14 protein-coding genes are annotated in these 12,083 nt (G+C 71.3%); 10 read left to right on the forward strand and 4 right to left on the reverse strand.

The window, feature by feature from the left end; translation table 11 throughout:
* Positions 1 to 15 precede the first annotated feature (15 nt).
* From AB0K28_RS33875 to AB0K28_RS33910, 8 genes are all read left to right on the forward strand, one after another.
* Positions 16 to 681, forward strand: a complete 666-nt coding sequence (locus AB0K28_RS33875; RefSeq protein WP_345395238.1) for a DUF2993 domain-containing protein — start codon at positions 16 to 18, stop codon at positions 679 to 681.
* Positions 682 to 718: 37 nt separating this feature from the next.
* A complete protein-coding gene (locus AB0K28_RS33880) occupies positions 719 to 1,231 on the forward strand; it encodes a sigma-70 family RNA polymerase sigma factor (RefSeq protein WP_355417109.1) in 513 nt (170 codons plus the stop codon).
* Positions 1,231 to 2,172: a zf-HC2 domain-containing protein gene (locus AB0K28_RS33885; protein WP_364377968.1), complete on the forward strand. Its 942-nt coding sequence runs from the start codon at positions 1,231 to 1,233 to the stop codon at positions 2,170 to 2,172. Before AB0K28_RS33880 ends, AB0K28_RS33885 begins: the two co-directional genes overlap by 1 nt.
* Before the next feature lie 208 nt (positions 2,173 to 2,380).
* Positions 2,381 to 2,731, forward strand: coding sequence for a thioredoxin family protein (locus AB0K28_RS33890; protein ID WP_364378249.1), 351 nt, complete (start codon positions 2,381 to 2,383; stop codon positions 2,729 to 2,731).
* A 103-nt stretch (positions 2,732 to 2,834) separates the two neighbouring features.
* Positions 2,835 to 2,918 carry a putative leader peptide gene (locus AB0K28_RS33895; protein ID WP_350668905.1) on the forward strand — a complete coding sequence of 28 codons (84 nt, stop codon included), beginning with the start codon at positions 2,835 to 2,837 and terminating at the stop codon, positions 2,916 to 2,918.
* A 59-nt stretch (positions 2,919 to 2,977) separates the two neighbouring features.
* On the forward strand, positions 2,978 to 3,358 hold the full coding sequence (locus tag AB0K28_RS33900; RefSeq protein ID WP_364377970.1) for a DUF4395 family protein: 381 nt from the start codon (positions 2,978 to 2,980) through the stop codon (positions 3,356 to 3,358).
* Positions 3,355 to 4,194 carry a sulfurtransferase gene (locus AB0K28_RS33905; protein WP_364377972.1) on the forward strand — a complete coding sequence of 280 codons (840 nt, stop codon included), beginning with the start codon at positions 3,355 to 3,357 and terminating at the stop codon, positions 4,192 to 4,194. The genes AB0K28_RS33900 and AB0K28_RS33905 overlap by 4 nt, the downstream gene beginning before the upstream one ends.
* A complete protein-coding gene (locus AB0K28_RS33910) occupies positions 4,194 to 4,493 on the forward strand; it encodes a DUF1416 domain-containing protein (protein ID WP_355417121.1) in 300 nt (99 codons plus the stop codon). Before AB0K28_RS33905 ends, AB0K28_RS33910 begins: the two co-directional genes overlap by 1 nt.
* A 52-nt stretch (positions 4,494 to 4,545) precedes the next feature.
* On the opposite strand, the gene AB0K28_RS33915 is transcribed toward AB0K28_RS33910, so the two are convergent.
* On the reverse strand, positions 4,546 to 5,097 hold the full coding sequence (locus AB0K28_RS33915) for an XRE family transcriptional regulator (protein ID WP_345395247.1): 552 nt from the start codon (positions 5,095 to 5,097) through the stop codon (positions 4,546 to 4,548).
* Positions 5,098 to 5,257: 160 nt separating this feature from the next.
* Here AB0K28_RS33915 and AB0K28_RS33920 point away from each other — a divergent pair, with 160 nt between their 5' ends.
* The gene (locus AB0K28_RS33920) at positions 5,258 to 6,559 is read left to right on the forward strand and encodes a hypothetical protein (protein WP_364377975.1); all 1,302 of its coding nucleotides are present in this window, start codon (positions 5,258 to 5,260) and stop codon (positions 6,557 to 6,559) included.
* Between the two features lie 9 nt (positions 6,560 to 6,568).
* Here the strand turns inward: AB0K28_RS33920 and AB0K28_RS33925 are convergent, their stop codons facing one another.
* Genes AB0K28_RS33925 through AB0K28_RS33935 form a run of 3 tightly spaced genes read right to left on the reverse strand, consistent with a single transcriptional unit; the run spans position 6,569 to position 9,805 of the window.
* Positions 6,569 to 8,488: a hypothetical protein gene (locus AB0K28_RS33925; protein ID WP_364377977.1), complete on the reverse strand. Its 1,920-nt coding sequence runs from the start codon at positions 8,486 to 8,488 to the stop codon at positions 6,569 to 6,571.
* 7 nt (positions 8,489 to 8,495) lie between these two features.
* A complete protein-coding gene (locus AB0K28_RS33930) occupies positions 8,496 to 9,143 on the reverse strand; it encodes a hypothetical protein (RefSeq protein WP_364377979.1) in 648 nt (215 codons plus the stop codon).
* Positions 9,140 to 9,805, reverse strand: a complete 666-nt coding sequence (locus tag AB0K28_RS33935) for a hypothetical protein (RefSeq protein ID WP_345395259.1) — start codon at positions 9,803 to 9,805, stop codon at positions 9,140 to 9,142. Before AB0K28_RS33935 ends, AB0K28_RS33930 begins: the two co-directional genes overlap by 4 nt.
* A 170-nt stretch (positions 9,806 to 9,975) precedes the next feature.
* Here AB0K28_RS33935 and AB0K28_RS33940 point away from each other — a divergent pair, with 170 nt between their 5' ends.
* Complete coding sequence (locus AB0K28_RS33940; RefSeq protein WP_364377981.1) at positions 9,976 to 11,922, forward strand: hypothetical protein; 1,947 nt, start codon at positions 9,976 to 9,978, stop codon at positions 11,920 to 11,922.
* The last annotated feature ends 161 nt before the right edge of the window (positions 11,923 to 12,083 follow it).

Here is a 12,083-nt window from a genome sequence, read left to right on the forward strand (position 1 = left end):
AAGACAGGGAGCCCCATGCGCAAGCTGATCGTTTCGCTGATCGTGCTCGTCATTCTCCTTGTCGCCGCCGACCGGGTCGCCGTCGCGGGCGTCGAGCGCGATCTCGCCAATCGCATCGCCGCCTCCGCCGACCTGTCCGGCACCCCGACCGTCACCATTACGGGCATCCCCTTTCTGACCCAGGCCATCTCCGGCCACTACCCGGAGGTGCGGTTCGACCTCGGCACGTTCACCTACGGCGGCGTGCCCGTGCGCAACCTGCACGGCGCCGCCCACGACGTGACCGCGCCGCTCGACGGCATCCTGCAGAACCGCCCCGACGTCAGGGCCCGCCGCGTCACCGTCACCGGCACGCTCAGCAGGGCCACCATCGACAAATACGCGCCCCAGGGAGTCAAGATCGGCGGCAACGGCGACAGGCTCACCGCGTCGGGCGAGGTGACGGTGGGCGCCCAGAAGGTGAAGTTCGACGCCGAGATGCGGGTCGAGCTCATCGACGGCGGCATCAGGGTCCAGGCAGAGAAGATCGAGGGCGTGCCCGACCAGGTCGCCAGGCTGGTCTCCTACACCATCCCGTTCAAGGGCGAGCTGCCCTTCGACGTGAAGGTGACCGGGGTCAGGAGCGTGCCGGGCGGGCTGGAGTTCTCGGCAGAAGCGTCTGACGTGCCGATCCGTGGATGAGCGTGAACCGACGCGTCGCCGCGTACGTGATGAGGACGTGACAGCAGCGGACACCGCCGACGAGGAACTCGTGAGGACCCTCTTCGACGAGCACGCTGGGCCACTCTACGGTTACGTGCTTCGCATGACCGGCGACTCGGGCCGGGCCGAGGACGTCGTCCAGGAGACCCTGTTGCGGGCCTGGCGGCATCCCGAGGCCATGTCCGGACGGCCGATCCGCGCGTGGTTGTTCACAGTGGCCCGTAATCTCGTCGTGGACCAGCATCGCGCCAGGAAGGCCAGGCCGCCGGAGACCGGCGACGAGGCGCTGGCGGTCCTGCCGGCCGACGACGAGCTCGAGCGCGCGGTCGAGTCGTGGGCGGTGGCCGAGGCGCTCGCCGCGCTGCGGCCCGAGCACCGCGACGTGCTGCTGGAGGTCTACTACCGGGGGCGATCGGTGAAGGAGGCGTCGGCGACGCTGGGCATACCGCCGGGAACGGTCAAGTCCCGTACGTACTACGCGTTGCGCGCCCTGAAGCTGGCGCTCGAAGAACGGGGGCTGGCGCCGTGATGACGTGTGAGGAGGTCCGGATCGCGCTCGGCGCGCACGCCCTGGGCGCACTCGACCCGGAAGAAGCACTGGAGATCAACCACCACCTGGCCACCTGCGAGGCGTGCGGCGCCGAGCTGGAGGAGCTGGCCGGCCTCACGTCGTTCCTCGGGAAGGTGTCCGAGCGCGACGTCGAGGTGGTGACCAGCCCGCCGCGGCAGGTGCTCGACCGGCTGCTCAACGACCGCGCCAGACGGTCGCGACGCGGCCGGATCCTGACCGCGGTCGCGGCGTGCGCGGCGGTGCTGGTGGTGGGCGGCACGGTCTGGACGTCCATCCAGGTCACGTCGAGCCACGAGGCGACGACCGCCCAGGCGCCCGCGGCCGCGCGGTCCCAGGAGTCGGGCCCGCGGGTCCTGGCCGACCAGGGCGCGTCGGAGGAGAGCGCCGGCGACCGTCCCATGGTCGAGCCCCGCCGCTCCGACCAGCCCGACCAGTCTGACCAGTCCGACCAGTCCGACGCCGCCAAGCAGGCCCCCACCGAGCAGCCGTACGGCGCGGCCGCCACGCCGAGCCCCAGCCGAGCTCTGAAGACCCCGGCCCCGTCCGATGCGGAACCCCGCGCTTCTCCCGCGCCCCGCAAGGCTCAGGAAGGACGCGAGTTCACCGGCGAGAACCGCGCGGACGGTTACCGCGCCACAGTCCAGGCCCTCCCCGCCGAAACCGGCACCGAACTGGGCGTCCGCGTCACGGGCATCCCCGTCGGCACCACGTGCGGCCTGGTCGTGGTCGCCGCCGACGGCCGCCGCGAAACTACGCAGACCTGGCAGATCGCCCCCGACACCTACCGCGAAAGAACGGTCTTCTCCCGCCGCACCTCACTGGCGCTGTCGGAGATCACCCACTTCGAAGTGGTGGACGACTCAGGCAACTCCCTGCTCAAAATCCCCGCCGGCAAGTGACCCGCGGCCCCGGCCCGCCCGCGTTTCTCGCTCAGCCGCGCGGGCCTCGCGGCTGAGCGTGCCTTCCGGCGGGGCTCGCCGCGCCGACACCCCTTCCCCCACCTCAGCCACCGACGGTGGGAAGGAAACGCGGGGGTGGGAGGTTGCACCGGGGGATGACCGGAGGGCGTCGGCGGCGGCGCTCGGCTTGTTGATCGGGGTGAGTCACCTGCGTCGGGACGATCGCGCACACGAGGCCGCCCCCGAGCGTCTTTCCGCGGAGGAACTCGGGGAAGGGCTGGGGGAGCGGGCGACGCTCGTGCAGTTCTCGACGGCGTTCTGTCAGCCGTGCCGGGCGACCCGCAGGATTCTGGCCGATGTGAGCGCGCTGGTTCCGGGGGTGCGGCACGTCGAGGTCGACGCCGAGTCGCGGCTGGAGCTCGTCCGCAGGCTGGGGATCACCGGCACGCCGACCGTGCTGGTGCTCGATCCGGCGGGGACGGTGGTGAAGAGGGCTTCTGGGCTGCCCAGAAAGACCGAGGTGCTGGCGGCGCTGGCGCTGGCCGTACCGGAAGTGTGACCGGAAGTGTGACCGAATGTGTGAGAGGCGATGCGTCTCACATGTCGTCTCACCAACCGGACGAGATGTGACAGATGACGAGACGCCGAGTACTGTCATGTTCATGAACCCATCGACAGAGCTGCTGACGAAGCGGCGCGCGGTTGATTTCTGCCGCGTCGCCACCGCGCTCTGTCGCGCTGCCTGAGGACGATCTCGCGCGGATTCGCCATCCGCCTCAAATCGACCCTTCAGGAGCATCCTGCGATGCGTGCCGATCCCAGAATGCTGCGCTTCGGCGCGGCCGTCATCACCCAGATCCTCGCCTCCGCCCTGATCTCCGAGAGCCTCCGGCTGCTCGCCGTCAGGGCGCTGAGTCGCGCACTGGGTGCGTTCCGTCGCTCACCGCAAACGATGCTCCGCCCGGCGCCCGGCGCCGGGAAGGACCCCGGACTCGTCCGGCCGGTCCTCGCGGTCGTGGGGCCGGCCGGATTCGCCGCCGTAATCACGCCGCAGGCCCTTTCGGCCTCGGCCGCGGCCACCCTCGCCGCCTTCCTCATCGCAGCCTGCGGATTCTGCCTTGGCTGCGCGATGTACCTGCTCATTCGCCGACTACTGCCCGCCGCCAACATGGAGGTATCCCAATGAGCCGCTCCGCCGCCCTGGTGGACGCCGACTGGGTCGAGGCCAACCTCGACACGCCCGGAGTCGTCCTCGTCGAGGTCGACGAGGACGTCAGCGCCTACGACAAGGGCCACATCCGTGGCGCCGTGAAGGTCGACTGGCGTCAGGACCTGCAGGACCCGGTGCGACGCGACTTCGTCGACAAGACCGGTTTCGAGGCCCTGCTGTCCGACCGTGGCATTTCCAACGACGACACCGTCGTGCTCTACGGCGGCAACAACAACTGGTTCGCCGCCTACGCCTACTGGTACTTCAAGCTCTACGGCCACGCGAACGTCAAGCTGCTCGACGGCGGCCGCAAGAAGTGGGAGCTCGACTCCCGCGAGCTGGTGCGCGACGTGCCCCAGCGGCCCAAGACGCAGTACGTCGCCAAGGACCAGGACACCGCGATCCGCGCCTTCCGCGACGACGTGGTGTCGGCGATCGGCAAGCTCAACCTGGTCGACGTGCGCTCGCCCGACGAGTTCACCGGCAAGCTGCTGGCCCCCGCCCACCTGCCGCAGGAGCAGGCGCAGCGCGGCGGCCACGTGCCGACGGCCCGCAACATCCCGTGGTCCAAGGCGGCCAACGACGACGGCACCTTCAAGTCCGACGACGACCTGCGCGCCCTCTACCAGGAGGCCGGGGTCGACTTCGGCAAGGACACCATCGCCTACTGCCGCATCGGCGAGCGGTCGGCGCACACCTGGTTCGTGCTCCACGAGATCCTGGAGCAGTCCAACGTGAAGAACTACGACGGTTCGTGGACCGAATACGGCTCGCTCGTGGGCGTGCCGATCGAGCTGGGGGAGGCCCGCTGATGAGTGCACAAGGGTGCGGGGCGCCGGAGCAGACCGTGGCGCTGCCCGCCGGCATCGATCTGTCCAACCAGGCCGTCATCCAGGGCGTCGTGACCGGCGCCGGCACCGCCTACGCGCGGCTGCTCGACCACTCGGGTGAGTTCACCGGCGAGGTCGTGGTCTCCGACGACGGTGTCTTCCGTTTCTTCGCCGCCCCTGGCGACTGGACCGTCCGCATCATCGCGGGCGGCGGCGTCACCCGTGACGTCCAGGTCCAGGCCAAGCTGGGTGAGGTCGCCCAGCTCGCGGTGGCCGTCTGACCCATGACGAAGGGCCCGCGTCCGGCTGACGGACGCGGGCCCTTCGCGTGTCTCACGCTGGTGGGGTGGGGTAACGCATGAGGAGCGTGGCGCGTACGACGTCGGGACCGTGCGCGCGGTAGCCGTGCGGCACGTCGGACCGCCACGAGATGTGGTCGCCCGGGCCGGCCGTGAGCGGCGCGTCGACGGGGCCGGCGCTCAGGGTGCCGGTGAAGACCGTGACGTGCTCGCTCACCCCCTCGTGATGGGCGGGTGAGGTCTGGGTGAGGCCGGGCGGGACGCGTACGCGGTAGAGCTCGTACGTGACCCGGTCGTCCTCGAAGACCTCGAGCAGCTCGGCCTCGATGGCCGTGCCCCGCATGACCTGCGGCTCCGGCGGCGCGTCGAGGATGGCCCCGATGGGCACGCCCAGCTGCGCGGTGATCGCCCACAGGGTTTCGAGCGTGGGGTTGCGGGTGCCGGTCTCCACGCCCGACAGCGTGGCCTTGCCGATGCCCGCCCGCTTGGCCAGCTCGGAGAGCGAGACGCCGCGCGCCTGTCGCAGCCGCCGCAATCGATCGCCCACCACGCGGGGATCGGTGTCGATCGCGGGTTGCGGTTTCATACCGCAATGGTGCCGCACGGGAGGCGGGTCGTGACCCCGTTCGCCGAGGGGAAACCTTTGTCACCGCCGGGGTAAGGCGCCGCTCACCTGGCTCTTGATCGCGCAGCGTCTTCAAGGGTTGCGGCTGCGTCACATGGGACAGAACGCTACGATTCCACAGATGTCCGGTTCGACAGGTGTGACGGCGCCGCCGCAACCAGGGCCCCCGCCGGCTCAGCAGATGCCGTCGCCGTACTCACTGCCCCTGCACGCCCTCCGCCTGGCGGGCAAGTGCGCCGCGCCGCTGATCCTCTGGTACGCCGCGGGCCAGCTCGTCCGCTTCGTGCTGCTCTACGCCGCATCCGAGGTCGCGTACGGGGACTACCGGCAGGTCCGCCTCGTCGCCGTCATGACCCTGCTGACGCTCATCGTGCTCGCCGCGATGACCGTCACCGCCGGCATGCTGCACAGCCTGCGCGGCGCGCTGTGGGAGGTGCGCGCACGAGCCGGGGACGGCGTCAGGGAGGAGAAGTTCTTCCGCACCCTCGACCGGATCGCGCCCGCGTTCGCGGTGCTCTATCTGGCCTGGGGCTTCCAGAAGGAGGACGCCAGGGACGTCTTCCAGATGGACATCTTCCACCACCTCTACGACCAGCAGGACGCGTCCTTCTTCGGTGAGCAGAGCGACGTCGGCCGCGGCCTGGTCGACCTGGACTGGCGGGTCTCGCTCGGCGCCATGGCCGTCACCTTCGGGCTCAAGTGGCTGTTCTCCAAGTTCGTCGAGCAGAACAAGGGCAGGTTCTTCGGCTTCCTCGCCGCCTTCTCCGAGTTCGCCTTCGTCTTCTACGGCCTGAACGCCACCGTCGCCTTCAGCGACGCCCGCTCGGAGTGGGTGCAGCACCGCAAGGCCATCGCCGGCACCGAGGAACTGCTCACCCAGGCCAAGGAGAACGTGCCGCTCTGGGACACCGTCACGAGCTGGTGGGGCGAGGTGTGGCCGCTGTTCCTCGACGGCGTGGCCGTGCCGCTCGCCTGGCTCACCGTGGCCATGCTGGTCTTCGGCGCGTTCTCCGACGAGGCCCGCACCCTGCTCAGGGGCACCCGCCTGGAGCGCGGCATCGACCGGCTGGAGAGCAGCCACGACATCACGCAGAAGTCGTTCGACCAGCTCACCGGCGGGTTCAGGGACCGCTGGGTGCCGCTCGCCAACTCGCTGCGGATGATCTTCAACGGCGGGATGCCGCTGTTCGGCATGATGTGCCTGTGCTACGCCGCCCTCGAGATCGGCGGCCAGTACGCGCAGCGCGGCGTCATGATGCTCATCGGCGTCCGGGACGAGTGGGTCGGCGTCTACCAGGCGGTGCCCGTGTCGTTCGTCCGGGACATGGTGGTGACCGTGCTCACCATGGCGCTGCTGGCGGCCACGTACGATCTCGCGGCCACCCGCGCCCGCCTGGCCGGCCGCCCGCTCGAGGACGGGTGACCGGCCGGCTCAGCGGCGCCTGAACCGCAGCACCTCCACGTCCGGCACCAGCTTCTCCGCGCCCTCGCGGGTGAACAGCTCATCGGTCGGGGTGTCGGAACGGTAGTTGCTGGGCCGGAACGACAGCTCCACCTCGTTCGCCACCGGCGTCGGCACGATCGCCAGCCCCTGGATCCTGTACTCCCTGCCCACCACGAGCCGGTCCGTCGGCCGGTCGCCCACCGCCTCGATGGGCGCCGTCCAGATCCGTCCCGCGCGGTCCTGCACCTGGACGTCGGTGGGCTCCGCCACCATCGTGGCGCTGCCCTTGTCGACGACCTTCCTGGAGATGTCCACCTTGAGCCAGGTCACCTCGGGGCCGTGCGCGCTGCCCGGGGGCGCGTCGGTGCGGGACAGGGCGGCCTTCCACTCGACGCCGTTCACCTTGCCCGCCTGGCCCGCCGCGACGACGATCTCCTTCGTCTCCTTCTCGGTGGTCTTCTCGTAGAAGACGTGGCCGTCGTAGGTCTGTGCGGCGGTCGTCAGCAGGCACGCCAGCACGGCCGCCGCGGCCACCAGCGCCGTACGCCGCTTCGACCTGCCCCCGCCTTGGGCCCCGGTGCTTTCCGCGGGCCCCTGCCCGCTCGCTTCGGGGCCGGGGAACGGCTCGGCGCCTGGGGCCGGGGCGCCCTGCGCGAAGGACTGCCCCTCTCCGGCCGCGAGACCCGGCGCTCCCGCCGCGATGGGCGGGGCAATGGGTGGGGCGATGGGCGGTTGAGCCGGGGCGCCCGGCCGGTACTGCGGCGGCGGCCCGGCCGTCCTGACGGCGGGAATGGGTTGCGTCGCACCGCTGACCGGCTCGCGAGGAGCGGGCGGCCACACCTGCTGATCACTGGTGGCCCGCCGCCCCCGCACATCACCGACCTGCGGCCCGCCCCCCGGCCCGAACCGCCGCCCCCGCCCGGACCCTTGACCGGCCCCCCGCCGGTCACCGGGCCCCTGGCCGGGCCCCCGCTGGTCGCCGGGCCCTTGACCGGGCCCCCGCTGGTCGCCGGGCCCTTGACCGGGACTCCACTGGTCACCGGACCCCTGATCAGGGCCACGCTGGTCGCCGGGCCCTTGGCCGAAGCCGCGCCCGTCGCTCTGTCCGAACGCCGCCTCAGGGCCTTGCTCGCCGTAAGCGGGCCCACCGGAGTGCCTGCCGCCGCGCTGCCCGCCCCCGCCATCACCCGGCACCGCCGGCGCGCTGCCGGGCCCGAACACGGGATCACCCGCCGGCGCCTGGGCATGCCTGGGCGCTCCGGCCGGAGTGCCGCCCCAGCCCTGCTCAGGGGCGTAGGCGGGGGTGTCGGCCCGGCCCTGGTGAGGGGCGTGGGGAGGGGTGTCGGTCGGTGGGCCGGCCCAGGCTTGCTGAGGGGCGTCGGGGTGTGCGGCGCTCCAGGCTTGGTCTGAGCCGTAGGAGGGGCCGCTTGGCTGCGGGGCACGGGGGGCTGGCGCGGGCGCTTGTGCGGGGTCGTAGGCGCCTCTGGGAGCCCAGCCGGCGGGTTCGGCCGGGTGGCCGTGGGGCGCAGAGGGGTCAGGGGCGGCGTGGCGGCGGCGGGGCTGAGGGGCGGGCGCGTTCCCGGGGGTCCAGTCGTGTTCGGACGGGGACCAGTCATAGGCGGACGGGGCGCCCTGACCGGACGCGCGGCCGGGGAGCCCGCCCCGCATGCCGGGCCCCGGCGGAAGGCCCTTGCCAGGGGCCTGCTCGTGGGCCGACCGCGGCGGGACGTCGGACCCGGGCCCGACGGCGGGTTCTGCGGCGTGTCTTGCGGTGGGCCCGACGGTGGGCCCGGGGGTGCGCCCGACGGTGGGGCCGACGGTGGGGCCTTTGTCGGGGGTTGCGGTGGGTTCTGTGTCGGGGTCGGGCTTGGGGTCTCTGCGGGGCGAGAACCAGTCGTTCGTGCTCATCCTGAGCTCACTTCTCAACGATCGAGTAGACGTCCTGCGGCGAGTCGGCGAGCTTGCGCGCCGCCGCCTCGTCCAGGCCGAGATCGATCTCGACCTCAGGCCGGTACGGCTCCTGGGCCCCCGCCTGCGGCGGCAGCTTGAACACCACGCGCGCCCCCGGCAGCGCACCGGCGGGGACTTCGAAGAAGAACGGCCCGCTGACCCAGATGTCCGGCTGCACCCACACGTTGGCCAGCGTCTTCTGGCTGTCCACCCGGTCGGTGGCGGCGAACCGCACGCCGTCGGGGGTGAGCAGGTCGGGCTGCCCCAGGTGGTACGGCTTCATGCTGGACCTGGCCGACGCCCGGACGATGAGGAAGACGTTCCCCGTCTCGATGGTCTCGGTGTCGGAGAGCTGGATCTTCCTGGCGGTGGTGAACGAGTCGAGCCGTACGGAGAACCGCTGGGCGTCCACGACCTCGCCCTTGCCGCCCGTGTAGCTGAGCGGGTCGCTGACGGTGCCTCCGAGCGCCTTGGTCTGCAGCCCGACGGCGGCGAGCAGCATCACGAGCCCGGCGGCCACGCCAGCGATCCCGGAGCCGCGGCCACGACGCCGGCCGCCCCGCCTGGACTGGGGGCCGGGGACGGCCTCCGAGCGTTGGTCCGTGAGGGTCATGCCGTGCCGCCCTTCTTCACCGGCAGGGTCACGCGGGCCTTGACGACGGGCCGCAGGGACCGCTCGCCGGCCTCCTCGGTGACCATGGTCCACTCGAGCCGGGCGTTGTTGAAGCTCTCGCGCTCCTCGAAGGAGGCCACGTCGAGGGTGACCTTGTCGGGCACCTGCACGCCGTCCTGCAGCCGGTACCTGACGACGACCTCGCTGGTCACGCCGGGGTGCAGCTGCCGGGTCTCGCCGCCCTTGCTGAGCGCGAACACGGCCGGTCCCCACTCCTCCTTGATCGTCGGCGTGATCTTCACGAGCGACCCGGCGAAGGTCGTGGACGTGAACGCCTGCTCGGGCTTGGCGGGCGGCGTGCCCACGGGGAGGGTCTCGTCGCCCTTGTTGGTGACGTCGAAGACGAGCTCGAGGAAGCGCTTGTCCTCGTCCCACGTGTTCTGGGCCCGCTCGACCCTGAAGCGTGACTCGACGAACTTGGTGTCGTACAGGCCCTGGTCGAGCACGGCGCCCGGGCTCAGCGGCTCGACCTCCTCGGGAGCCTCGCCGAGGCCGCCCAGCAGGGCGGTGATGCCGATGACGGTCAGAGCCGTCAGGGCGATGGCGGGCACCACTACCGGGCGTCTGGGCTTGTCAGTGCGGTCGCCGGAGGGTTCCGTCATGGGTAAGGATGGTAATAGCTCCCGTTCGTCTCATCTGCCGCAATGCTCCCATCGGACTGGTCAAATTGCCGAGAACCCTGCCGCTACGGTGGTTCTAGCTCATACGCTGTCACGGAGCGGGAATGGGCTGAGCCCTACACCTAATGACATATCGGCGGCCGGAGGGTCACGTGGCGGACGTGCATCCCGAGCATGCCCAGCTCCAGGCGGACCGCATCTACCTGGGCTGGCAGTACATCCTGCTCCATCCCGATCCGGGGCCGCCGCCCAAACGCCCCTCGCCGGGCGAGGAGGCCGCCGCGCAGGAGCCGCCCGACCCCGCCGCGTCCGAGCTGCTGCGCCGCGAGCGGCAGCTGGAGGACATGCTCAACCGGCCGGTACGCCACGTCCGCCTGTTCATGCTCGTCCTCACCGTGCTCATCCTGGGCGCCGCGCTGTCCGGCTACCTCGCCTGGCCCTTCGCCCTGCTCGGGCTGGTCGCGGCCGGCGGCGTGGCGGGCATCTGCAGCTACGCGCTGCTGCAGGGCGACCGCGCGGTCAGGTACCGGGTCCTCGAACAGCAGGCCAAGGACGAACGGCGACGTCAGGAACGTGACAAGGAGCTGTTCCGCGCGCAGGAGGAGCACGCCCAGCGCTACCGCGAGTGGCAGGAGTCGAAGGAGCGCCACGACAGGCAGCTGACCTGGTACGCCGTCTCGGTGCCCGACGAGATCGACCGCATCGACGTGGCGGGCGGCACCTTACCCGGCTGGTCGGCGCTGGTGACGCTGATCGGCGCGACCAGGCTCTACAGCGGCGGCCACCTCACGGTGCTCGACCTGTCGGAGGGCGCGATCGCCAAGGACCTGATCGAGCTGGCCCGCAAGGGCGGCGACGACCCGCTGGTGTGGGTGCTGCCGGTCGACCTGCCGCGGCTCGACCTCGGAGCCACGCTCAAGCCTGAGGCGTTCGCCGACGTCCTGGCCCATGTGGTGAGCGTCAGCGAGGAGCACCGCACCACCCGCGACCTGAGCTTCGACAACGCGATCCTGGAGCGGGTGCTTGAGGTGCTCGGCGAGAACGCCACGATCAGCCAGGTCACCGCCGCGCTGCGGGCCCTGGCGCAGGTGGGCGACCCGCGCGACGACCTGAGGTACGGGCTGATCACCGCCACCCAGCTCGAACGCATCGGCACGCTGTTCGGGCGCGGGGTGAGCGACCGGGTGGTGATCGAGCGGGCCTGGGCGCTGGAGTCGCAGCTGCGCAAGCTGGAGTCGCTCGGCACGCAGGCCGTGCGCCTGCCGCCGGCCCGGCTGCGGGTGGTGAGCATGGACCGGCAGGCGGGCGTGTTCGGCAACCGGGTGCTCGGCACGTACGTCGCGACGGCCCTGACCCACATCCTGCGCCAGTCGCCCGCCTCCGACCGTCCCTGGTACCACACGATCATCGTGGCGGGCGCCGACAAGCTCAGGGGCGACGTGCTCGACCGGCTCATGGACGCCTGCGAGACCTCGCGTACGGGACTCGTCCTCACCTACCGCTCGCTCACCCCCACGGTCAGGGAGCGGCTCGGCAGGGGCCACGCGGCGGTGGCGTTCATGCGGCTCGGCAACGCCGAGGACGCCCGGGTGGCCAGCGAGCACGTGGGCACCGAGCACCGGCTCGAGCTGGCCCAGCTCACCGAGACGATCAGCGACTCGCTGCCGGGGCTCGACGGCGGCTACACCTCCACGATCGCCCAGGTGGACGACGAGCACGAGGACCGCGACGAGCACGCGCCCGACCTCGCGGGCGACATCACCGAGTCCACCGAGTGGGGGCGCACCGCCGACAAGATCTCCGAGAAGGAGCGGGTGCTGCAGCGCTCGCGCGAGTTCCTCGTCGAGCCGCACCAGCTCCAGCAACTCCCCACCACGTCCGTGATCGTCACGGACGCCACCGCCGAGGGGCGCCGGGTCCGCCTGGCCGACGCGAACCCGGCCATCCTCACCTTCCCCAAGACCACGCTCGGCGAGCTGGAGGAGGTCCGCGAGGCGGTGCTGGCACTCGACCCCAGGGCCGGCGACGGCGACGGAGAGCCGCCACCGAACCTCGGGCCACCACCGCCACGCCTGGACTGGCGCAAGGACAGGCAATGACATGGTCAATGTCAAGGTGACGAGCTGACGGTTGGCGGAATTTAACTACGAACCGTCTGTGGGGGATTGAAATGCAGCCGAGCGTCGCGTTGAGCGGGCCCTGGTATCGAATTCAGTCGATCGCAGCACCCTCGCGAAGCTCGTCGGCGGAATGGGATTTC

This window comes from Nonomuraea sp. NPDC049504 (genome assembly GCF_040676845.1).
GTDB classification, from domain to species: Bacteria; Actinomycetota; Actinomycetes; order Streptosporangiales; family Streptosporangiaceae; genus Nonomuraea; species Nonomuraea salmonea.

Coding starts and splice junctions, on each gene's coding strand:
- AB0K28_RS33875 (WP_345395238.1), top strand. CDS start 16: ATGCGCAAGCTGATCGTTTCGCTGATCGTGCTCGTCATTCTCCTTGTC.
- AB0K28_RS33885 (WP_364377968.1), top strand. CDS start 1,231: ATGACGTGTGAGGAGGTCCGGATCGCGCTCGGCGCGCACGCCCTGGGC.
- AB0K28_RS33895 (WP_350668905.1), top strand. CDS start 2,835: ATGAACCCATCGACAGAGCTGCTGACGAAGCGGCGCGCGGTTGATTTC.
- AB0K28_RS33900 (WP_364377970.1), top strand. CDS start 2,978: ATGCGTGCCGATCCCAGAATGCTGCGCTTCGGCGCGGCCGTCATCACC.
- AB0K28_RS33905 (WP_364377972.1), top strand. CDS start 3,355: ATGAGCCGCTCCGCCGCCCTGGTGGACGCCGACTGGGTCGAGGCCAAC.
- AB0K28_RS33910 (WP_355417121.1), top strand. CDS start 4,194: ATGAGTGCACAAGGGTGCGGGGCGCCGGAGCAGACCGTGGCGCTGCCC.
- AB0K28_RS33915 (WP_345395247.1), bottom strand. CDS start 5,097: ATGAAACCGCAACCCGCGATCGACACCGATCCCCGCGTGGTGGGCGAT.
- AB0K28_RS33920 (WP_364377975.1), top strand. CDS start 5,258: ATGTCCGGTTCGACAGGTGTGACGGCGCCGCCGCAACCAGGGCCCCCG.
- AB0K28_RS33925 (WP_364377977.1), bottom strand. CDS start 8,488: ATGAGCACGAACGACTGGTTCTCGCCCCGCAGAGACCCCAAGCCCGAC.
- AB0K28_RS33930 (WP_364377979.1), bottom strand. CDS start 9,143: ATGACCCTCACGGACCAACGCTCGGAGGCCGTCCCCGGCCCCCAGTCC.
- AB0K28_RS33935 (WP_345395259.1), bottom strand. CDS start 9,805: ATGACGGAACCCTCCGGCGACCGCACTGACAAGCCCAGACGCCCGGTA.